Source organism: Enterococcus sp. DIV1937, from assembly GCF_050535975.1.
GTDB classification, from domain to species: domain Bacteria; phylum Bacillota; class Bacilli; order Lactobacillales; family Enterococcaceae; genus Enterococcus; species Enterococcus faecalis.
In genome coordinates this window covers 143,872-165,269 of record NZ_CP172909.1, presented here as the reverse complement: position 1 = coordinate 165,269, position 21,398 = coordinate 143,872, and the positions used below count along the sequence as shown (strand labels likewise).

Sequence of the window (21,398 nt, the reverse complement as noted above, 5' to 3'; positions counted from 1 at the left end):
TAGTAAACCAGTTTACTATTATTTTTTTCTTGTGAAAACGCAAACAACACGAACATTCTATTTCTAAGCTGTTTTTTAAATCGGTTTTGTGCTTTTTCTAGCAATAAACGTCGCATCAAAAACTTTATTTGGAACTTTCCCTGTTGGATCTGCAATAGCTTCCACCAAAAATTTTGCTGCATAATAGCCAATATCAAAACTCGGCTGATAGACGGTTGTTAAACTCGGCACCAAATATTCGGAAATTTCCAAGCCATCAAAACCAACCACCGAAATATCGTCAGGAATTTTCTTGCCCGCTTCTTCAATGGCTTGATAAGCTCCCATCGCCATTTCATCATTGCCACAAAAAATTGCTGTGATTTCTTCATTTTTCAAAACTTCTTTCGCCGCAGCATAGCCGCCATGCAAGTTCAATTCCCCAGCACAAACATAATGCGGACGAAAAGGTAAATTGTTGTCCTGTAACGCATGCTGATACGCCGTCACTCGTTCCGTCAAACGATAATAGCCGGCACTTTCACGCAACATGCCAATATGCTGATGCCCTTGTTGAATCAAATGATGGACCGCTTGATAAGCACCTTCGTACTCTTTAACGATTAATCGTCCACTATCTCGTGGATTAATCCCACGATCGACAAGAATGACAGGAATCGGATGTTCTCGTCGGTCTTTTAAAATATGATTTTCTGGCAAAACATTCGGCGTGGCAAAAATAATGCCATCCACCGACCGATGAATCAACTCGCTAACATATTGCATCGCTTGCTCGGAATCATGCTTTGAATTGCATAACAAAATCATGTAGCCTAACGAATTTAAATATGTTTCTACACCTTCAATCACTTTTGAGAAAAAGAAATCCGTCACATCTGGCACAATCATACCAATGGTTTTGGAATGACGGTTGATTACATTCGAAGCAAAGTAATCTGGTTTGTAATGATTTTCAGCGACTACCGCCAACACCTTGTTGCGGGTTTTTTCACTGAAACGACTCCCTTTATTATTCAGAATTTGTGAGACGGTTGTGACAGAAACACCAGCCATATCAGCAATTTCTTTAATCGTTAGTTTCATCGCGCCCCTCCCAACGTCTCCTTTTGCATTGACAGACATTTGTAGACGTGTTACAGTCTTCAAAATACTTATCGAATCTTTTACATTTTAACAAAAAAAAGACAAAAGAAATAGACTAAAAAGATTAAAAAACAAAAGAAAATGGAGGCTATTTTTTTCATGGAAGAATCCCGTGTCCGTCAATTACCAAAAATCGAGCTGCACTGTCACTTAGATGGGTCGATTCGACCAACCACTTTACGCACCATTGCTGAAAAACAAAACATTCCATTACCCCAAGACGAACAAGCCTTGAAAGAGTTAGTGGTTGCCCCTGAAAAATGCACCGATTTGAATGATTATTTAACTCGGTTCGACTTCGTGCTAACCTGTCTACAAACGGCCGAAGCTTTGCAAGCAGCGGCGTATGACGTGATTAGCCAAGCTGCAGAAGATGGCGTGGCATACATAGAGGTGCGTTTTGCGCCTTCGCAACATACAGAAAAAGGCTTACGGTTACCTGAAATCGTGACCGCTGTTTTAACTGGCTTAAAACAAGGCGAAGAAGATTTTGGTGTAAAAAGCAATGCACTGTTATGCGGCATGCGGCATGACCAACAACAAGCCATAGAAAAAATCGTTCACTTAGCGCATGATTTCAGAGAGACAGGCGTTGTCGGCTTTGATTTAGCTGGCAATGAAGTCGATTTCCCTCCATACACATTTGAAGACGTATTAGCTTTAGCCAACCAATTGTCAATTCCATTAACACTCCACGCTGGGGAATGCGGCTGTGGCAAAAATGTCGCTGATGCTGTCACTTTAGGTGCTACTCGGATTGGCCACGGTATTGCTTTGAAAGATACACCCGAATATTTGGCGCTCTTAAAAGAAAAAAAGGTTCTTTTAGAAATGTGTCCAACTAGCAACTTCCAAACAGGCACCGTCAAAACATTGGCTGAATACCCTTTTCAACAATTTATAGAGGCTGGCTTAGCCGTCTGCATCAATACCGATAATCGCACTGTTTCAGATACTACGTTAACGAAGGAATTCATGAAATTGGCCACTTGGTATCAATTAAGTTATGACGAAATGAAGCAACTCACTAAAAATGCGCTTGCAGGTGCTTTTTTATCGCCAGACGAAAAAAAACTGTTGAACCAAAAAATTGATCAAGCATATCTATTCTAAAAAAGAACCTCCACTAAAAAAGAACCTCCACTAAAGTGGAGGTTCTTTTTTACTCTGCTTCTTTAACACTTCGTAAAATATAATAGCCTTTGTCTTTTGTCACAATTTCAACATTGCCAAATACTTCAGCCATTTTCTTTTCTGCACTAGGTGCACCTTGTTTCTTTTGAATAACTACCGTTAGTGTGCCACCAACTTTCAACAACGGAAAAGCCCCTGTTAAAATGCCATGGACAACTTTTTTGCCTGCACGAATGGGCGGATTGCTAACAATCGCCGCGTAGGTCGTTTCGTTTAAGGTTTCATACACATTGGAAGAATGGATATCCACAGTAGTAATTTGGTTACGTTGGGCGTTCATTTGAGCTAGCCCAACCGCCCGTTGGTTGACATCCACCATTTCCACCAGTCGACCAGTCGCCGCTGCTAAGGACAACCCAATTGGTCCATAGCCACAACCAACATCTAACAAACGGCCTGCTGGTAAATTTTCCCATTCAAAGGCATCAATCAACACACGAGAACCATAATCCACTGTTCCTCTTGAGAAGACCCCACTATCGGTCGTAAACTGAAAGGTCCGACCACGTAATGGAAAAGACCAGCTTTCTAAATCATGTGCTAATTCTGGATTTTCTGTATAATAATGATTCACCATTTTGTTCTTCCTATCTATGCTTGTTTTGGTTTTAGTCTACCTTTTATTTCTCGAACAATCAAGGCACCTAATAATTCATAGCCCACTTGTGAAAAATGCAAACCATCCGCTTGTAAAAATTCATCCGTTCCAGGATAAACAGTCATCGCTTTATACAAATCAATAACTGGCAAGTTATGTGCCGCCCCGACTTCTTGTGCAACCTTGACCAATTCCTTGATACGCGTCTGTGGACGTTCTGGACGTCTGCCACTATCCGCATATGGTGGCGTAATTAAAATCACCTTTTCTGAACCAATTTCGTGAATCATTGTTTCAAGGTTTTCTCTAAACGTGGCTACTGTTATATTTCGATCCAGTGACGCATCATTGGCGCCAAAGAAAATCACTACCTCATCAGGTTTCTCAATTAGCACTTCTTTATTTAATCGTTTTAAACCATCTTCTGTTGTATCGCCAGGCATTCCAGCATTAATGACAGCCACTTCTTCTAGACCCATCGCAGCAATATCCCGTTTCACTAAGTCAACAAGAACAGGTGAGACGGCTTCGTCTAAATAACCAGCAGTAATGCTATCACCAAATAATACAATTTTTCTCATGGCTTTTCCCCTCTTTTCTAACAGTTTTCTCTTTTCATGATACCATTTTCATCATAAATTGGCGAAGAAGGGAATTCTTTTGTAAAATCCTGTGTTTCCCTTGTGAAATTATGGTAAAATGTACAAAGATTGAACAGGGTTTGGTGGAGGAACAATGGACGATAAAATGAATTACTACCCAATTTCCAGAGAAGAATGGCATGGGTTTTATCATGACGGCAAAGCACCGTTAACCGAAGCAGAATTGGATAACATTAAAAGTGTGAACGACCAAATTTCACTAAAAGATGTACAAGAAATTTATGTACCCTTAACGCATCTTATTCATTTGTACATGAAAGAATTTGAATCGCTAACACTTAGCAAAGGATTATTCCTACATGAATATGTCTCTGTACCACCATTCATCATTGGAATTGCCGGCAGTGTCGCCGTTGGTAAAAGCACCACCGCTCGTCTTTTGCAAAGAATTCTGGCCCGAACGTTTAAACGAAGAAACGTTCAACTCATTACAACGGATGGATTTTTGTATCCCAATAAAGTGTTAGAAGAACAGGGAATTATGGACCGAAAAGGGTTTCCTGAAAGTTATGACATGGAGAAGCTAATTAATTTCTTAAACGAAGTCAAAAGCGGCAAAGACGAAATTAAAGCACCCGTCTATTCTCACAGTGTCTACGATGTTATCGAAGGCGAATATGAGTTGATTCAACAACCAGATATTCTGATTGTTGAAGGCATTAACACCTTACAGTTACCCGCCAATCAACAAATTTATGTGAGTGATTTTTTTGATTTTTCTATTTTTGTGGATGCCGATCCAGCCTTAATTGAAAAATGGTACCTAGAACGTTTTGGGGCCTTATTAGATACGGCTTTCTTAGATCCTAATAATTATTATTACCAATATGCAATTGGCAAACGAGAAGATGCTTTCGCCATGGCACGGAATGTTTGGAAAACCGTGAACTTACCGAACTTGGAGGAATATATCTTGCCAACGCGCGGACGTGCGGACATTATTTTGCATAAAACGGAAAATCATTTGATTGACCAAATCTATCTACGTAAATATTAAGGGTTGACGAGCTAAGAAATATCCTGTATCTTTTGTAGAAATATCCTTGAAAATTTTCAGCAGAATGCATGACTTTCAAGGAGTAAAATGTTTTAATAAGTATAGCTAGACAAAGAAGAGTACGGAACAAAAGTGAACCACTTTTTAACCGCCTGATTCTCGGCTGTTTAAAAGTAGCCCCTGCGGAATTAAGCCAAAATTTTCTAAAAATCGTAAAACAATTTTTGAAAATCCTTTCTTAATTCTTGGTGCTGACCACTTTTTAACCGCCTTTTCTTTAGATAAATTTAAATGGATAAGGGGTAATAGACGTGACTAACGTTGCCGATTTGACATCTGTCGAAAAAATTATTGTTTTAGACTTTGGTAGTCAGTTTAACCAATTGATTACTCGTCGTATTCGTGAATTTGGCGTATTCTCTGAGTTATTAAGCCACCGAACTACGGCAGAAGAAATTCGCAAAATCGCGCCTAAAGGAATCATCTTCTCAGGTGGACCAAACAGCGTGTATGACAAAGATGCTTTTAGCATTGATCCAGAAATTTATGAGTTAGGAATTCCCATTCTTGGCATCTGCTACGGTATGCAATTAATGACTCATAACTTAGGCGGAAAAGTAGAACCTGCCGCAAACCGTGAATACGGAAAAGCAGAATTAGAAATCCTTGGTGATGCGACCTTATTCCAAGGAACACCTGCGAAACAAACCGTTTGGATGAGCCACGGTGATTTAGTAACAGAAATCGCTCCTGGATTCGAAAAAGTTGGGACAAGCAATGATTGTCCAATCGCTTCTATCGAAGATGCCAACCGCAAATTCTACGGCGTACAATTTCACCCAGAAGTTCGTCATTCAGAATATGGTAACGACTTATTACGTCACTTTGCTTTTGATGTGTGTGGCTGTACTGGTGACTGGAGCATGGAAAACTTCATCGATATGGAAGTCGCTAAAATCCGTGAACAAGTAGGCGATAAAAAAGTCTTACTTGGTTTATCAGGTGGCGTTGACTCAAGTGTTGTCGGCGTGCTTTTACAAAAAGCCATTGGCGACCAATTAACTTGTATCTTCGTTGACCATGGATTATTACGTAAAGGTGAAGCGGAACAAGTAATGGAAAGTTTAGGCGGTAAATTTGGCTTAAACATTATTAAAGTAGATGCGAAAGAACGCTTCTTAAGCAAATTAGCAGGCGTTTCTGACCCTGAACAAAAACGTAAAATCATCGGTAACGAATTTGTGTATGTTTTTGATGACGAAGCAACTAAACTTGCTGGGGAAGAAGGCGTTTCATTCCTAGCACAAGGAACTCTTTACACAGACGTCATCGAATCTGGTACAGAAACTGCGCAAACAATTAAATCACATCACAACGTTGGTGGTCTTCCTGAAGACATGCAATTTGAATTAATTGAACCTTTAAATACATTATTCAAAGACGAAGTTCGTGCCTTAGGAACTGAACTTGGCATGCCTGATGCAATCGTTTGGCGCCAACCATTCCCAGGACCAGGATTAGGTATTCGTGTGCTTGGTGAAATTACAGAAGATAAATTACAAATCGTTCGTGATTCAGATGCTATCCTACGTGAAGAAATCGCAGCAGCTGGCTTAGATCGTGACATTTGGCAGTACTTTACTGTCTTACCTGGCATCCGCTCAGTAGGCGTTATGGGCGATGGCCGTACCTACGATTACACAGTCGGTATCCGTGCTGTGACTTCTATCGATGGCATGACCGCTGACTTTGCCCGTATCCCTTGGGATGTTTTACAAAAAATCTCTGTGCGCATCGTGAACGAAGTTGCACATGTAAACCGTATCGTGTACGATATTACTTCAAAACCACCTGCAACTGTGGAGTGGGAATAGTGGTTGGAAGCACCGAAACCTTTATACATCAAGGGTTTCGGGCTTTTTTTCATTTTCTATTGCACTTTCATTGCACTTTTGAACTTTGTGCATGAAACCAATAGTGTGTTGGTTGGTTGGGGATGTATCGAGGTTTGTTATTGAATGTTTCGGACTCACAAGTCCTTTTAGTTTTGACGCAACTTCAAAATTACTGTGTGGATATAAATGGCCGTATGTTCCTAATGTTGTTTCAATGTCTTCGTGGCCTAAACGCTCCTTAATGACTAAGGCATTTTCGCCTATTTGAATCAATAAAGAAGCATGTGAATGGCGTAAAGCATGGATTTTAATCCGATGTACACCTGCTATCTTAGCAAAACGAGTAATCGCATAACTAATTGTATACTTTTGCGTAGGCTCCCCATTGTAACTCATTACAAATCCTGTTTTTACGACACTTTCTTGTATCTTTTGCCATTCTTGGAGAAGATTCAAAGTATCCTCATCCAAAACAATAAAACGATTACTGGCCTTTGTTTTTGGCTCAACAAACTCATAGTGACTTAAATTTTTATAGTACAAAGTTTTATCAATTTTTAGAACACCGGTATCAAAATCAATGTCCTCCCATTGGATGGCTGTCGCCTCTCCTATTCGCATCCCTGTCATAAATAAAAACCATAACGACACATAAAGAAAATTTTGATAATAATCTTCTCTATATATACAAGAGACAACCTTTTCAAACTCATCGATTGTCCAAAAGTCAATTTGGGACTTTTGTTTCTTCACATTCCCTACGATTTTTGATGGATTTTGTTTTGCCATTCCTAAAACAACTGCACGGTCCATAGCTATAGAAAAAATCCCCTGAACGTTACGAATATAAGAAGCGCTAAGTTTTTTGAACAATTTAGATTGCCATTTTTGAACATGAATAGGCTCAATTTTATTTACAGGTAATTTATAGAAATAAGAAAAATGTTTCCGAATTGAATTTACTCGATTTTCATAGGTTCTAATTTTGACTTGCGTTTTATACCAAGGTAGAAAGATCTCCTCCACATATTCTTTAAAGGGAATGCTATCCTTCTCTTCACTAAGATGTTCTGAGCTTTCCAATAACAATTTAGAGTATTCTTCTTTAGCTTCCTTGATTGTCTTAAAACCACTTTTGTACTTTTGCACTTTCTTTCCATTTTGATCATATCCTAGATTTACTCTAAAATAATAGGTTCCATTTTTTGCCTTTTTAATAGAATTATTTTTTGTCATAGTTTTGCTCCTTCTTGCAAGCACAAACTTAACCCGAGAAATCCTAATTAGAAATTTTAATTCCTAATATTTCTTCTACAGCTTCAATAGGTACCCTACCTAGTTTTTTTGATTGATAATAAGTGTGACCTTTTGAAATCATTAATTCTTTTGATTTTTTAATAATATCTGCTGAAAAAGAATTCCCATAGCCTAACTCTATTAAATCCTTCTTTGTAACAGTTATCATCAAGGCTCCTTTCGAGGTTTGATAAATTTCAATATTCGTAGTTATTTTACCACACCACGACACCAATTGTTGGATGCATGATTATGTTGAAAAACTATCTTCTATTGATGTATCACAAACCTACTTGCTTGTTCCAATAATAATATATTCTGTTGATAGCCTTTGCAGGCCATAGGAATTTCACCTCTCCCCAGTCTTTGGCGAGCCTTGCGGAAGTATCATTATTCTCTCTTTTCACCATACATACTAAGCGCTCAAAATATACTTTTTCATGGCGACATTCAGATGAAATAGAGTATTCGTTACCAACAGAATTATTTAATTTTCAAAGGTCAATAATCTATTTAAATTACGGAAAGAGGAAGACCTGCATCTATCTATTTATATCGAACTTAGTAACAGCTATAATCAACTTAGTTTCCAACATTCTACGAATATATTCATCTGGATAATTTCCAACAAAGCATTTTTCATCATATTGCCGAGTCATTGAAAGTTTGTAAATATAGGATTTGTAGGTTTTAAGTACAACGTCCATAGCCAACGAATCACCCTGAGCAGCCTTTGCAATTACAGACCCAGGTAATAAATTTCTTGAGGAAATTTTTTTTTATTTTTCATCATACACTCCCCGAGAAAGACTAGCCTTAATCTTTCTAATGGATCTTTTTCGCGAGTAATTTACGGTTCCTTTCTTAATACCTAATATTTCACCAATTTCGCGATCATTATAATAATCAAAATAGTATAAACAAATAATTTTCCTACTGAGCTTATCAAGGTCAATTAAAGCTTTTTCCAAATCTGACCTTAGAACAGGCAATCCATAAGATATTGATAAAACTATCTCTTCTTCGACATTGTAATTAAGAAAACTGTCCTTTCCGTGATCATGAACAAGATCCAAATCAATTTGATTTTCTCTCTGTACGCTTCTGCTGTCTCTAATGTCTTTTGCCTCGTTACATAGAACTTTTTTACAGTAGCTATCAAATAAATGTTGTATGTGAGCTTCTTGTGAATAATCCATGTTTACATCTCCTTAATGATCATTCATTCTGCTCTTCCTCTTTCCACAATTACTACGATTCAAAAGGCACTATTTTTTAAAAAAAGAAAAAAAAAACAAACTAGCCAAAAATAGCCAGTTTGATCTTTAAACAATCACATCTATATTTTTCATAGACAAGCGTTTAATTCACCGTTAGAAAACAAGTCTATTAATTGCTGAAAATATATATCCTCAAAAACATTTTTTAAGAACCTTCCAACCAAAAAACAAGTATATCACTACGTCAAAAAGTGACCAGAAAGAAATAGTCAGGATTGTTAAATCTTCACCGTAGATGCATAAATCGTCAAAATGCTATGTGAAAAAGCAAATAAATGATTAACAAATTGATACCTCAAAATAACTTCTATTATTGCTCTGATAAAGTTTCCTCTGATTCCATGTCAATTTTTCCAAGAACTATTAATTTCTTGAATCTATGATAATAAGATGGACTCATTTATCAAGAATTTTTTGGAAGCAATCTATTAATATAGCTAAGTCTTTCAGATAGTTAGCAACTTTTTTGCTTTTTAACTGTTGCCTAATTTATTTTTTTCTTTTTAGAACAAGTGCTATAATTCCTGCCGAACCGCTAATTAAGCTACCCAAGATAGATAATATAGCTGTTTGTTTTTCACCAGTTTTTGGTAAAGTTTTTGATGATGATTTGTTAGAATTGGTATTTCCTGTATTCTGATTTCCTGTGTTCGAATGACCTTTACTTCCTTTTACTTGGTCTTTGGTATATACATAGATTACGGTTTGCGGTTGGTCAGTGAATTGACCAGTCACATTGCCTTGCACTTCTTTAAAGGTATACCCCGGTATTTCTTTTTGATCTGTTGTATATTCTTCACCAATGTTGCCACTTTTTACGACATCTTCTAAAATTGTATTTCCATCTTCATCCGTGTATTTAACCGTTAGATTACCACCTACTGTTGGGTCTTTGATATATATATAGGTTACAGTTTGTGCTTGGTCTGTAAATTGTCCGGTCGCATTCCCTTTCACTTCTTTAAAGGTGTAACCAGCTATTTCTTTTTGGTCTGTCGTGTATTGGTCATCAATATTTCCAGTTTTTATGACATCCTCGGAAATTGAGTTGCCATCTTCATCTACGTACTTAACTGTGACATCTCCACCTGCTACTGAGTTTTTAGTATATATATAAGTTACAGTTTGTGCTTGGTCTGTAAATTGTCCGGTCGCATTCCCTTTCACTTCTTTAAAGGTGTAACCAGCTATTTCTTTTTGGTCTGTTGTGTACTCTTCCCCAACATTGCCATTTAATATAACGGAGTCTGCAATTTCATTTCCTTCCTCATCTTCATAATTCACAGTAACCAATGCATTACCCTCAGGCTGTCCTTCTTGCCATACATATGTCCCAGGTAACGAACCGTCATATTTTTCCATAAATACTTTACTACTATCATAAATAGAATTTGGAGTCACTGGATTGCTCTTAATCCATTTACCAGAATACAAACCATTTGTTTGATCTATTTCTGGTAATTCTGAGGCACTACCAAATTTAAATGCATTTCCTAATGTTAAACAACTTAATTTGTAATCTCCATAAAAAATCCCATACATTGTAATATTTGATGTTTCAAAACTGCTTAGGTCTAGCTTTTTAAGATTAGACATTGAAGAAAACATATCTTCCATGTTCCTTACATTCGATGTATTGAAACTAGTTAAGTCTAACTCATTAATACTATAATCTCGTCTAAACATATACGACATATCTTCTACTTTAGATGTATCAAAATTACGTAAAGTTAATGATTTTAGATTAGGGATCGTATCAAACATAAATTGCATAGTTGTTACATTTGATGTATCAAAATTACTTACATCTAAATTAGTTAAATTAGGCATGCCTTGAAACATACTTGCCATGTTTGTCACTTTAGATGTATCAAAATTTTGTAGATTTAACTGACTAACTTTTGAAGATTGAAACATAAATTGCATATTCGTTGCATTTGATGTATCAAAATTACTCAATTCAATATTTGATAAAGCAGGATTACAAAACATGTCACTCATATCTGTTACTTTAGATGTGTCTAAATTACCAGTAATACTTTCAAGATTCGTCCACATATTTATAGCTGAAAACAAGTGTCTCCCATAGCTTGGTACTTGAACAACGTCTTCAAATATAATACTTTTTACATCTTTCTTGCTAATTTCGTTACTTTCATCAACATAATCTGTAATATAAGTATAGTTTGAAATCTCTCCTTTCTTTACAATTAGTTGACCACTAGATTTATTAAATTCCACAGGAGCATTGCCCCATGAAGAATAAATAATCTCTTCCTTGTTATTGATAGGATTTGTACTTAAATTTGAAGTTGCTTCTGCTTTATTTAAATCGATGTTTCTGTCGTTCTTTGCTTCAGCATTTACATTTATAGTCCCTATCAATAGGGTTGAAAAAAGTAAAGTTGATAAGATATATTTTTTCATTGTTTCAATTCCTTCTTCTCTAATTAATAATAGTTTTTTACTAATCACAAAGTCTCCTGATACTCATGTGTCACTCACTTAAATATGTCATAAATCCATAGCTCTACTATCGGCAGTCAATAGAGTATCTGTTAGAGAGAATCATCAACCATATCGCTATCCAGTGTATCCGTTGATTTAGTTGTACTTGTGCTATCTGCATAATTTTGATCCCGAGAGTCTTTTGCCAATTGATACAATACATCTTCATCTACTGTGTAGTGGTTACCTTCTTTCTCCATTGTAAAGCTAACTTCTTTTGTTTCTGGTGATTTTTCAGGTGAATTAGCCATATCACCATAATACATGGCGTATAATTTTAATGTAATCAAGCTTTGAATTGTCTTCACATCTTTGTTCTGAGATTTGTGGATAAATTCTTCTTCATCTAATCCACCAAATAATTCTGTACGTGCATTACCAATTGGATTGGCTTCAGAGAGTCCTGCAATTGGGGTAATTGTCGCTGCGATAGTTATTTCATCTTTATTTAACTCTTCCACTTTAATGTCAGAGTCATAGCCAATTTCTTTAGTCTTTTCTAAGTAGGCATTCGCATAATCAGCAACAATATCTTCCGCAAAATATTTAGAGCCATCTATGATTAAATAATAATCATTTTCATTCGCTTCAAATTGGTCATTTTGTTTCTCAGCTAATTTAGATAGTAGGAAATCATCATTCTCATCTGCTGTTTGACCAGTTACTTTTTCCACACCATTGACTTTGCCATCATAGATATAACTAAGTACTGTCTTTGCATCATTTTCAGCACTTTTCAAACTAATTTCATTTGATGCTTGTGTAGATTCACTTGACTCATTTTTATTACTACATGCACTTAATGCACCAATAGTAAATAAAATAGCGCCTAATCTCCAAATATTCCTCATTTTTCCATCTCCAACTTATTTATTTTGTATTTATAATTGCTTAGTTTAATACCATAATTGACGAAAAATACTATTCATTTATGATATATCTAATCAAAAAAATCGTTCTCAACTTTTTCTGCATCAGTATATTTTGACAAAATACTTAAAAAGGAGTGGGTTACCACTCCTTTTTATGCTTAAATTTTAGCGTCTTTTCTTTGCAGACCAAGCTAGTCCAATCAAGACAACTATAATTACACCAATTACAGTTATCCAAACACTACTCTTCTCACCCGTCTTAGGGTAGGATTTTGGTGAGTAAGTACTTGAACTTTGTCCTGAATTTGATGGGTTATTTGTTTTATCAGAATCTGTAGGATCAGTTTTCTTAGTATTTAACTTAGTTAGTGTAATAAGAGAAGAATCCTTTTCAATTGTAAAGCGAATTGCTGTTTTATCTAATATATACCCTGTTGGGGCTTGGGTTTCAATCAATTGATATGAACCTTCTTCTAGTCCTTCAATTGTTGCTATACCATTTTTATCAGTAGTTATCTCTTCTTTGATAGTCTTTCCTTTAGAGTCTAGCAATTTAAATTTTGCGCCTGATAACAATTCATTCGTGCGTGAGTCTCTCTTTTCAATTCGAGCAGATTTCTCTTGCCCTTTATTTGTCTTAGTCAAATTCTCTTGAGAAGATTTATCACTTTTTACAACAAATTCAATTGGTGTTGCATCTAATGTATAGCCAGTTGGCGCTTGCGTTTCTACTAACTGGTATTCGCCTGGTTTTAAATCATTAATGGCTAGTTTACCGTTGCTATCTGTCACTAAGTCTTTCAGAACAATTTTGTTATTGCTATCTCTTAATTCAAAGGCTGCTCCTGCCAACTTGTCTCTTGTTTTAGAATCAATTTTAGTTAGAACAACTGAACCTACCGTTGGTTGATTCGTCTTCGTTACTTGAACTGCTTCTGTTTGGCTTTTTTCTATTGTAAAGGTTACTGGCGTAGCGTCTAAGTCATAACCAGTTGGCGCTTGCGTTTCTACGAATTGATAGTCTCCTGGTTCCAAGCCGTCAATCGCTAATTTCCCTGAATTATCAGTTATTAGCCCACTTTGCAGAGCTTTGCCATCTTTGTCTTGTAACTCAAACACTGCTCCTTGTAAGGCTTCCCCTGTTTTCGCATCGGTTTTACTTAAGACCACTCCTCCAGGAGTCATTCTGTTCGTCATTGATACTTGAACTGCTTCCGTTTGACCTTTTTCTATTGCAAATTTCACTGGCGTTTGGTCTAAGTCATAACCAGTTGGCGCTTGCGTTTCTACGAATTGATAGTCTCCTGGTTCCAAGCCGTCAATCGCTAATTTCCCTGAATTATCAGTTATTAGCCCACTTTGCAGAGCTTTGCCATCTTTGTCTTGTAACTCAAACACTGCTCCTTGTAAGGCTTCCCCTGTTTTCGCATCGGTTTTACTTAAGACCACTCCTCCAGGAGTCATTCTGTTCGTCATTGATACTTGAACTGCTTCCGTTTGACCTTTTTCTATTGCAAATTTCACTGGCGTTTGGTCTAAATCATAACCAGTTGGCGCTTGCGTTTCTACGAATTGATAGTCTCCTGGTTCCAAGCCGTCAATCGCTAATTTCCCTGAATTATCAGTTATTAGCCCACTTTGCAGAGCTTTGCCATCTTTGTCTTGTAACTCAAACACTGCTCCTTGTAAGGCTTCCCCTGTTTTCGCATCGGTTTTACTTAAGACCACTCCTCCAGGAGTCATTCTGTTCGTCATTGATACTTGAACTGCTTCCGTTTGACCTTTTTCTATTGCAAATTTCACTGGCGTTTGGTCTAAGTCATAACCAGTTGGCGCTTGCGTTTCTACGAATTGATAGTCTCCTGGTTCCAAGCCGTCAATCGCTAATTTCCCTGAATTATCAGTTATTAGCCCACTTTGCAGAGCTTTGCCATCTTTGTCTTGTAACTCAAACACTGCTCCTTGTAAGGCTTCCCCTGTTTTCGCATCGGTTTTACTTAAGACCACTCCTCCAGGAGTCATTCTGTTCGTCATTGATACTTGAACTGCTTCCGTTTGACCTTTTTCTATTGCAAATTTCACTGGCGTTTGGTCTAAGTCATAACCAGTTGGCGCTTGCGTTTCTACGAATTGATAGTCTCCTGGTTCCAAGCCGTCAATCGCTAATTTCCCTGAATTATCAGTTATTAGCCCACTTTGCAGAGCTTTGCCATCTTTGTCTTGTAACTCAAACACTGCTCCTTGTAAGGCTTCCCCTGTTTTCGCATCGGTTTTACTTAGGACGGCGCCTCCAGGCATTAATTTGTTTTTAACGGATACTTTCACAACTTCTTGTTGATCTTTTTCTATAGTAAATTTAATTGGAGTATTATCTAATACATAACCTGTTGGTGCTTTAGTTTCTACAAACGAATATTCTCCTGATTTTAGTCCATCAACTAGTATTTTTCCTTCCAAGTTCGTCTGAAGTGCTGAACGAACAATAGAACCATTAGAATCTCTAATTTCAAACACTGCTCCTTGCAAAGCTGTATTTGTTTTTTCATCTACTTTTGTTAATTCTACACTACCAGTAGTTGAAATATTCGATTTCTCTAATTGAATCTTTTCATTCTCTGTACCATGAATAATAAATGAAACAGGGGTATTGTCGAGAACATAGCCTTCTGGAGATTCAATTTCGGTAAGGGTGTATGTCCCAGGATTTAGGTTATTAATTTCTAGCAAACCATCATTTCCAGTTGTAAATGTTCCTAGAACTTCCTTATTATCAATGTTTTCTAGTTCAAATTTAGCATTTGCTAACGGTTCCTTAGTTTCTTTATCCACTTTAAGCAGACTTATATTATTTAATGGCTCGTACACCGGTTTTATTGGGGGAACAGGTGGTACAGGTTCATCAGGAACAACTGGTACGATTTCGTATATTGGCGGAGTAGGCTCTGTAGGTGGCGTCAATTTGGGAATATAATTTGATTGACTCTTCCCAAAAGTAGCATAGCTGTTTGACCAAGAACTAGCTGTCGCAACAGTTATTACCTCCCCAGATTCAGGTGTCAATAAATGGAAATAGCCGTAAGTTGCTTCACTCGCCATGTTGCTCAGAAGTTTTAAATACCCATACTTATTGGCTAAATCAGAAGCAGATAAATTTTTCAAATCATTGTAATAAGGAGCGCTATTATCTCCATCTTCTAAACTAACTTCATTCATTCCTCCAATAAGATTCATTGCTTTTTTTTGAGTCTCAGTTGCTTTGTCTATTGCACTCATAAAAGTATTATAATCAGCTGTTTCGTAGTTAGAATTATTATAGGCCTCAAAAGCTGAAATATACTGTTGAATCGCGGTTGTATATAAAGTCATACCTTGTTTTTTAGCTTCTTCTATTGCTGAAGACCACTTGCTGACCATATTTTGATCAACCATGAAAGTATCCTTATTCATTTGTTGATTTGCTGCATCGAATGCTAAACCACCAGTTTTAGTGAATAAGTCGGTCAAAGCTTGTTTAATATTATCTTCCGTTGGATGATCCAAAATTTGGGGAACATTATCTGCTGTTTGGCCGGTTGTACTGTTAAAAGTATGATAAAACTCTACACCTTTAAAACCGTCATACCAAGCGCCATTAATAGCTCCAGGTGTAACCCCGCTAATACTCATAGGCGGAGTAGTTCCATAAATTGATTGTTCAAATTCAGCATAAAGATTCCATTGATCGATTACTCCTTGAACATTAGATTCGATTTCTGAACTACCAGTAAATGGATCTGCAGCCATATTTCCTTTAATAGTAGAAATTAGTGATTCTCCATTTATAGATAACCCATAATTAGACATTTGCACCATAGCAGAATAATTCACTAGATAAGATTGTAATTGTGAGTAAGTACTGTACACATTAGGACCTATGTACTGTCCTTTTGAATCATGATCATTTATTTCTGCTTGTTTTTTATTATATTCATCTAGATCCTTTTGATACTGTTCAAGCGCCTTCTCATAAGCAGCTTTTTTTTCAGCGTTCTCTTTCTCAACTCGATCTGCCTCTGATTGGGCGTCATCATGCTCTTGCTTCTTCTGATTATATTCATCCAAGTCTTGCTCATACTGAGCATATTCTTCGTTATACTGTTTTAATGCTTTTTGATATTCCTCGTAATCATGATATACCTTAGTTTCTCGAGCTGAAGAATCGTCTGGACTAACCGTTTCAGCAAATACTTGAGCAATTCCCAGCTGTCCTATAACCATAACGAGACTTGCTAACATATAGACTACTTTGTAAATTCTCTTTTTCATTGTTTTCCTCCTTATATAAATTGATTGTTCAACCTGTAAATAAAAATGTTTGGGCCAGATGTTTCATCTTTTGTCCTAATTGCGTTGTAGTCTCTCTCCCCCTCTTTAATTCCGGTTTAGCTTCCAGCATAGAAAGATACCCTTCCAAGCTATCTAGTGGTTTAGTTACTGATTGATTAGGTAACCGCTTTTTTTCTTGATTTGACTTGGTAATAATTACTTGATTGTTTTTATATTCAACTAACGCAGAAGAGGTCGTATCATTTCTAAACCCTTTGCTGTCCTTTTCTGCAAAAAGTCCAATCATTCCAAGTGTAAACATAGGCTGCACAATGACTGCTGTTCCAAACAGTCCCAAAATATTTTTCATTATGTACCTCCTTTCACTTGATAATCGTTTTCTGAAAACAAGAATTCCTGTTTAATTCTAACTACAGTATTGCCAAAAAACTCCCAGTCACTGGGTGTTGGGGGATTTTTCCAAACGATTTGTGCACCTTTGAAGTTTTCCCACACACAATTCGAGATTAAGATCTTGGTATGAACAGAGACTCTGTGTTCAATAACGAGATTAAGATCTTTAAATCCTTCAATTTGTTTAATAATAAAATTCGTATAGTCGGATCCTTGAGAAAAATCAACACAGACATACACGGGCTGTTCTATTAACTCTGGTGGATTCACATCTAACAAAATAAATAAATAATCATAGAAACATCTACTTATTTGATCTTTGGACATCTGTGCGTATGCCTCAGTAATTTCATTCCAGATGATACTCGAATATACCGGGTATAACTCATCTATAGACTGGATTTGCTTGTTGGTCGAAAAGCTTGAAGTTTCAAAGCTATAAATTGTACGTTTTCGATTTGCTTGCTTTATTCGATGTGTGTATGCTCGTCGAACATCTTGAGATAAATCTATTTGGTAGCTAATCTTAATTTGATCAAGTATCTTATTACTCAATTCTTCACTTTTGTAATCTATACTTTCAAAATAGCTAAAGTCAAAATTATCCTCTAAATCATTAGCTAATTCTCCTTCCGTAAAAAGGAACATTGAAAGATAGGATAACTCATTTTTTAGGGTAGCTAAATCTACGTCAATCTCATTTGATAGATGTCGCAAATTTTTTTCGACACTACTAAAGATTTTGTTTGACTCTGAAAAAAAAGAATAAGAAATTGGTTTTCCATGTTTACAACGTGCCAAACTAATACTCGTTAATAGAGTAAATTTAATATTTTGTGTTGGTGTTAGTCGAAGATCAAAAAAATAAGTCAGAAACTCGATAATCTTTTTCGATAATGTAATTACTTCATTTGAAAATGGAGAATAGTAGCCATTTAAGCATTCAAATATTAAGGTACTTAATGTATTTCGAACCGCGAATTCTTCACCAATCAGCTGATTTTTCTTTACTTTAATATTTACTAATTTAAGAAAAGATACCAACTGTTTTCTCACCGCATAGGCTTTAGATTGACTTAGAAAATAGCTTTCTGCATATTTGTCGATACTTCCACTTTCTTCTAACAAGTACAACAATAATTGGAAAACCTGACTATTTTTAAAATAATCTATTTGTAAAAGTTTAATCACTGTTAAATCAATGTTTTCGGTTACTAGCACATCATCTTGAATGACTATTCGGCAGTTCTCTCTAAATTCATGCAAATCATAGTTTAGAGACTGTATAAACTTAACAAGTTTAAATTTAGATTGACCAGTTACCTCTACCAACTTTGAAATCGTTATATAATCATCCACTGTTAAATCTAAAAAACGAAGGATAAATAGTTGAAAGCGCTGATCTTCGTCAAGTAATTGAGAGAAATCCACTGAATGTCCCCCTTCCTCAGACAGTTAATTTCTAGTAAAACATAGCCTACAATATTACAAAATAATAGTAGCATGATTTTTATCTCGCTCATAGCAAAAGGCTCTGAAAGACTTTTACACTATAACTCAAAAAAAGAAAAAAAAATCAAAATTTTTCATATATATTTTTTTGATTTTTTCAAAAATGGAAAAAATTTAAAAAAACAGCTTTGCTCTAGTAAAAACTAAGATCATATTGATACAAACAGCTATGATTAATCATTATTTATAAATAATTACTCTGCCCAACAACTGACTTTCAGCTTAGATTTTCCGTAAACGATACTTAAATATAATGTATGAAAAAAGAGAACACCTAAATGTTCTCTTTTGCGCACCACTTACATTAAGATTTATTCTCTAAACCGCTAATATATTTAAGTCAAAAACTTAATTAAACAATCAATATTGATACAATCAAATGAGCTCTATTTTTTCCTAGTTAAAAGGATGCTTACTTCTGTACTCTTTCCAATTGAAAATGTTTATCTAACCAGCTGTAACTATTCATCGTGAGCATATCAATTTCTTTGAGCTTTTGATCATTAATCGTTGAGAAATCGTCTTTTTCTGCAAGATTTCCTAAATAGTTATTCCCCATATCAACTATAACCCCTACACCATCTGGAAATAACCAATACTTCGTCAATACTACATAACTTTGTGTAATCTCGCCTAACTCATCCGATAACCCATGAGAAGGACTACAATTTATAACAATTCCAGTCTTTACGTCGCCGATATTCTCTTGTTGATACAAAGTCAAAAAAGAACCTTTCTCCTTCATTTCTTGCATATCCATACTTTTCAACAAATTTCCAGTAACCCGAACTGCGGTATAGGTTTCTGATTCAAAAGGATTCGCCGTGTCGTACATACGTTTTTTCCCATCGTTAACAATGGACCACTGCTTCATCGTACCTTTAGCAATTAATACATCCGTAACTGGATCGTATCCCTCGCTAGGTTTGAGAGAATAATCAGTTAATTTATTCTCAACACTAGTAAATCCTACCATTTCAAGCGCGTAACCATTGCCAAAATCAAGTTTCTTTCCATCAAAATGCAAATTATATTTTTCTACTTTTTGGTAATTGGGAGGAAATTGAATAGTTAGATTCTTCATAAATATGGGGACTTCAGTGAATGGCTGCGATGCCTCAATTTCATCAATCTTTTTTTGGGAATTTAAAATCATATGCTCATTTACTAGTAAAAATAAATAAGGAATAACAATAACACAACCCGTTACAACAACACCTAGTAAAAGCAGCACCTTAATTTTTCTTTCTTCAAAAACCTTTAATTTTGGCTTTTCGAACAGTTGATCGTATTTCTCTGAAAACTTAGTTGATTCTTTATTCATTAGCCGCTCCTTTAACCTATTGTTTGGTTACCACTTGCTCAATTTCGGCATCTTTTAATTCCTCATTCATATGGTCATGGAAAGTAGTAAGAAGTGCTTCGGTTAATTCGGCCAAAATAGCATCTAAGTCGCTTTTAACTTGAATAACTCCTTCATCCTCAACTTCTGCTAATTCGATTTTTTGTCTTCTTTCCAATGTACTAGTAAAAGCAGGTAGACTTCTATATAGAAAATCTCCATATAAAACCAGATCTTTCGGTTCGTCCATTAGATGTTTAAAAATCTCCTTACTGGCATTAATCGCAGAAAGTACATTGTTTTGATTATCTACCATCCATTTCGACGATTGCTCGGCTAATAGAATTTGTTTCTTAGCCTCACTCATCACTTCTTTAAACACTTTTAAATCTCGATTGCTTAACTTATTTTCTTCTTGAAAAGCTAAAACTGCTAATAGCTGTTTTGTTTTTAATTTTGACCGTTTCATTAGTCTAAAACCAATAATAGACAAAATAAGTAGCATAAATACACCAATTATTACATAAAAGTACAATGAACAATCCCCCTAGTCAATATTGATTCAAACAAATAAAAATTTCGTTAATCATATCATTCTTCAACTGTTGCTTTAGCTAAAGAAAGGTAACGATTCATTTGAATACTTAGTTGCTCGTTGGTATAATGCTTCGCGCTTTGAAGAGTTATATTTATTTCACCAAACCCCATACGAATATTTACTTGTACAGCTTTTCTTTGAAATTGTGATAACTTATCTAAAAATTCTTCTGGTTGTTTTAAGTAAACTGAAACAAATTCTTGATTTATCATACTTGTCTTTTCTATTTTGGAAATACTTTCCCAAGGAATCAAGAATTTTTTTGCACTTAACGCACTTGAATAATCAAAAAAACCTTCACTATTCAAAATAATAATCGGCTTTCTTTTAAAAACTTGTTTAATCAACAAAAATTCACAAAATCCAAAAAAAACTGATCCTATCAAGCCAATGATAATTAATAAAAATTTTCCATCTACTAAACCACCCATTAAAACAGCTAAACTTGTCACGACCATCAAAAAACCTAGTAACGATAAACCAATTTGTTTTAATTTGCTTCGGTATATAATAAGTTCTTCATCCATTATCTTGCCTCTTTGTCATTGGTTTTGATACAATTTAGGGATTCTTTGCGGAATGATAAAGAATATCTTTTAATAAAGTAAAATCTTCCCGTTCAACTCTACCATCCTCATCGACACCTCTAATCATAAACTTAATATCAGGGAACCGCTCTTTCTCTTTATATTTATTTTTGAGTCTATTAGTACCAACTAGTTTAGCTAAATAGATATTTTTTGATTTCAATCTAAATTGTCCTTTATGATAATTCAGATTAA

The 21,398-nt window shown here is 35.6% G+C and carries 19 protein-coding genes; 3 read left to right on the top strand and 16 right to left on the bottom strand.

The features are described from left to right. Nucleotides 1–75: 75 nt before the first annotated feature. Nucleotides 76–1,083, bottom strand: coding sequence for a substrate-binding domain-containing protein (locus IGL13_RS00740; RefSeq protein ID WP_002356164.1), 1,008 nt, complete (start codon nt 1,081–1,083; stop codon nt 76–78). A gap of 141 nt (nt 1,084–1,224) precedes the next feature. On the opposite strand from IGL13_RS00740, the gene add reads away from it, so the two are divergent. Next, a complete protein-coding gene (gene add / locus IGL13_RS00735) occupies nt 1,225–2,256 on the top strand; it encodes an adenosine deaminase (protein ID WP_002356163.1) in 1,032 nt (343 codons plus the stop codon). Nucleotides 2,257–2,305: 49 nt separating this feature from the next. Here the strand turns inward: add and IGL13_RS00730 are convergent, their stop codons facing one another. Then, nucleotides 2,306–2,914: a class I SAM-dependent methyltransferase gene (locus IGL13_RS00730; RefSeq protein WP_002378709.1), complete on the bottom strand. Its 609-nt coding sequence runs from the start codon at nt 2,912–2,914 to the stop codon at nt 2,306–2,308. A 14-nt stretch (nt 2,915–2,928) separates the two neighbouring features. Beyond that, nucleotides 2,929–3,516 (bottom strand): SGNH/GDSL hydrolase family protein, encoded by a 588-nt coding sequence (locus tag IGL13_RS00725; protein ID WP_002356161.1) that lies wholly within the window; start codon nt 3,514–3,516, stop codon nt 2,929–2,931. Between the two features lie 154 nt (nt 3,517–3,670). Here IGL13_RS00725 and coaA point away from each other — a divergent pair, with 154 nt between their 5' ends. Together coaA and guaA are read left to right on the top strand one after the other, a co-directional pair. Beyond that, on the top strand, nt 3,671–4,594 hold the full coding sequence (gene coaA, locus IGL13_RS00720) for a type I pantothenate kinase (protein ID WP_002356160.1): 924 nt from the start codon (nt 3,671–3,673) through the stop codon (nt 4,592–4,594). A gap of 311 nt (nt 4,595–4,905) precedes the next feature. Then, nucleotides 4,906–6,468: a glutamine-hydrolyzing GMP synthase gene (guaA, locus tag IGL13_RS00715; protein ID WP_002356158.1), complete on the top strand. Its 1,563-nt coding sequence runs from the start codon at nt 4,906–4,908 to the stop codon at nt 6,466–6,468. Between the two features lie 21 nt (nt 6,469–6,489). Here the strand turns inward: guaA and IGL13_RS00710 are convergent, their stop codons facing one another. From IGL13_RS00710 to IGL13_RS00650, 13 genes are all read right to left on the bottom strand, one after another. Beyond that, the gene (locus IGL13_RS00710) at nt 6,490–7,725 is read right to left on the bottom strand and encodes a site-specific integrase (protein ID WP_194180224.1); all 1,236 of its coding nucleotides are present in this window, start codon (nt 7,723–7,725) and stop codon (nt 6,490–6,492) included. Between the two features lie 43 nt (nt 7,726–7,768). Continuing rightward, entirely contained in the window at nt 7,769–7,954 is a 186-nt protein-coding gene (locus IGL13_RS00705; RefSeq protein WP_061100608.1) for a DUF3173 domain-containing protein, read from the bottom strand. Nucleotides 7,955–8,327: 373 nt separating this feature from the next. Then, complete coding sequence (locus IGL13_RS00700) at nt 8,328–8,525, bottom strand: helix-turn-helix domain-containing protein (protein WP_430604640.1); 198 nt, start codon at nt 8,523–8,525, stop codon at nt 8,328–8,330. A 39-nt stretch (nt 8,526–8,564) separates the two neighbouring features. Next, complete coding sequence (locus IGL13_RS00695; RefSeq protein ID WP_061100549.1) at nt 8,565–8,984, bottom strand: RNA polymerase sigma factor; 420 nt, start codon at nt 8,982–8,984, stop codon at nt 8,565–8,567. 570 nt (nt 8,985–9,554) lie between these two features. Next, nucleotides 9,555–11,540, bottom strand: a complete 1,986-nt coding sequence (locus IGL13_RS00690; protein ID WP_194180225.1) for a MucBP domain-containing protein — start codon at nt 11,538–11,540, stop codon at nt 9,555–9,557. An 83-nt stretch (nt 11,541–11,623) separates the two neighbouring features. Continuing rightward, entirely contained in the window at nt 11,624–12,424 is an 801-nt protein-coding gene (locus tag IGL13_RS00685) for a hypothetical protein (RefSeq protein WP_194180226.1), read from the bottom strand. A 186-nt stretch (nt 12,425–12,610) separates the two neighbouring features. Continuing rightward, entirely contained in the window at nt 12,611–16,750 is a 4,140-nt protein-coding gene (locus IGL13_RS00680) for a SpaA isopeptide-forming pilin-related protein (protein WP_430604615.1), read from the bottom strand. Between the two features lie 28 nt (nt 16,751–16,778). After that, a complete protein-coding gene (locus IGL13_RS00675) occupies nt 16,779–17,120 on the bottom strand; it encodes a hypothetical protein (protein WP_194180258.1) in 342 nt (113 codons plus the stop codon). Further along, nucleotides 17,120–18,595 (bottom strand): helix-turn-helix domain-containing protein, encoded by a 1,476-nt coding sequence (locus IGL13_RS00670; protein ID WP_194180257.1) that lies wholly within the window; start codon nt 18,593–18,595, stop codon nt 17,120–17,122. Before IGL13_RS00670 ends, IGL13_RS00675 begins: the two co-directional genes overlap by 1 nt. A gap of 493 nt (nt 18,596–19,088) precedes the next feature. Continuing rightward, nucleotides 19,089–20,000, bottom strand: coding sequence for a hypothetical protein (locus IGL13_RS00665; RefSeq protein WP_194180256.1), 912 nt, complete (start codon nt 19,998–20,000; stop codon nt 19,089–19,091). 16 nt (nt 20,001–20,016) lie between these two features. Then, entirely contained in the window at nt 20,017–20,553 is a 537-nt protein-coding gene (locus IGL13_RS00660) for a 5-bromo-4-chloroindolyl phosphate hydrolysis family protein (protein ID WP_194180255.1), read from the bottom strand. Between the two features lie 56 nt (nt 20,554–20,609). Beyond that, nucleotides 20,610–21,143 carry an STM3941 family protein gene (locus tag IGL13_RS00655; protein ID WP_194180254.1) on the bottom strand — a complete coding sequence of 178 codons (534 nt, stop codon included), beginning with the start codon at nt 21,141–21,143 and terminating at the stop codon, nt 20,610–20,612. A 34-nt stretch (nt 21,144–21,177) separates the two neighbouring features. Next, nucleotides 21,178–21,366 carry a hypothetical protein gene (locus IGL13_RS00650; RefSeq protein WP_194180253.1) on the bottom strand — a complete coding sequence of 63 codons (189 nt, stop codon included), beginning with the start codon at nt 21,364–21,366 and terminating at the stop codon, nt 21,178–21,180. Nucleotides 21,367–21,398: the final 32 nt, after the last annotated feature.

Coding starts and splice junctions, on each gene's coding strand:
- IGL13_RS00710 (WP_194180224.1), bottom strand. CDS start 7,725: ATGACAAAAAATAATTCTATTAAAAAGGCAAAAAATGGAACCTATTAT.
- IGL13_RS00680 (WP_430604615.1), bottom strand. CDS start 16,750: ATGAAAAAGAGAATTTACAAAGTAGTCTATATGTTAGCAAGTCTCGTT.
- IGL13_RS00730 (WP_002378709.1), bottom strand. CDS start 2,914: ATGGTGAATCATTATTATACAGAAAATCCAGAATTAGCACATGATTTA.
- IGL13_RS00695 (WP_061100549.1), bottom strand. CDS start 8,984: ATGGATTATTCACAAGAAGCTCACATACAACATTTATTTGATAGCTAC.
- IGL13_RS00685 (WP_194180226.1), bottom strand. CDS start 12,424: ATGAGGAATATTTGGAGATTAGGCGCTATTTTATTTACTATTGGTGCA.
- IGL13_RS00705 (WP_061100608.1), bottom strand. CDS start 7,954: ATGATAACTGTTACAAAGAAGGATTTAATAGAGTTAGGCTATGGGAAT.
- coaA (WP_002356160.1), top strand. CDS start 3,671: ATGGACGATAAAATGAATTACTACCCAATTTCCAGAGAAGAATGGCAT.
- add (WP_002356163.1), top strand. CDS start 1,225: ATGGAGGCTATTTTTTTCATGGAAGAATCCCGTGTCCGTCAATTACCA.
- IGL13_RS00665 (WP_194180256.1), bottom strand. CDS start 20,000: ATGAATAAAGAATCAACTAAGTTTTCAGAGAAATACGATCAACTGTTC.
- IGL13_RS00655 (WP_194180254.1), bottom strand. CDS start 21,143: ATGGATGAAGAACTTATTATATACCGAAGCAAATTAAAACAAATTGGT.
- IGL13_RS00740 (WP_002356164.1), bottom strand. CDS start 1,083: ATGAAACTAACGATTAAAGAAATTGCTGATATGGCTGGTGTTTCTGTC.
- IGL13_RS00725 (WP_002356161.1), bottom strand. CDS start 3,516: ATGAGAAAAATTGTATTATTTGGTGATAGCATTACTGCTGGTTATTTA.
- IGL13_RS00675 (WP_194180258.1), bottom strand. CDS start 17,120: ATGAAAAATATTTTGGGACTGTTTGGAACAGCAGTCATTGTGCAGCCT.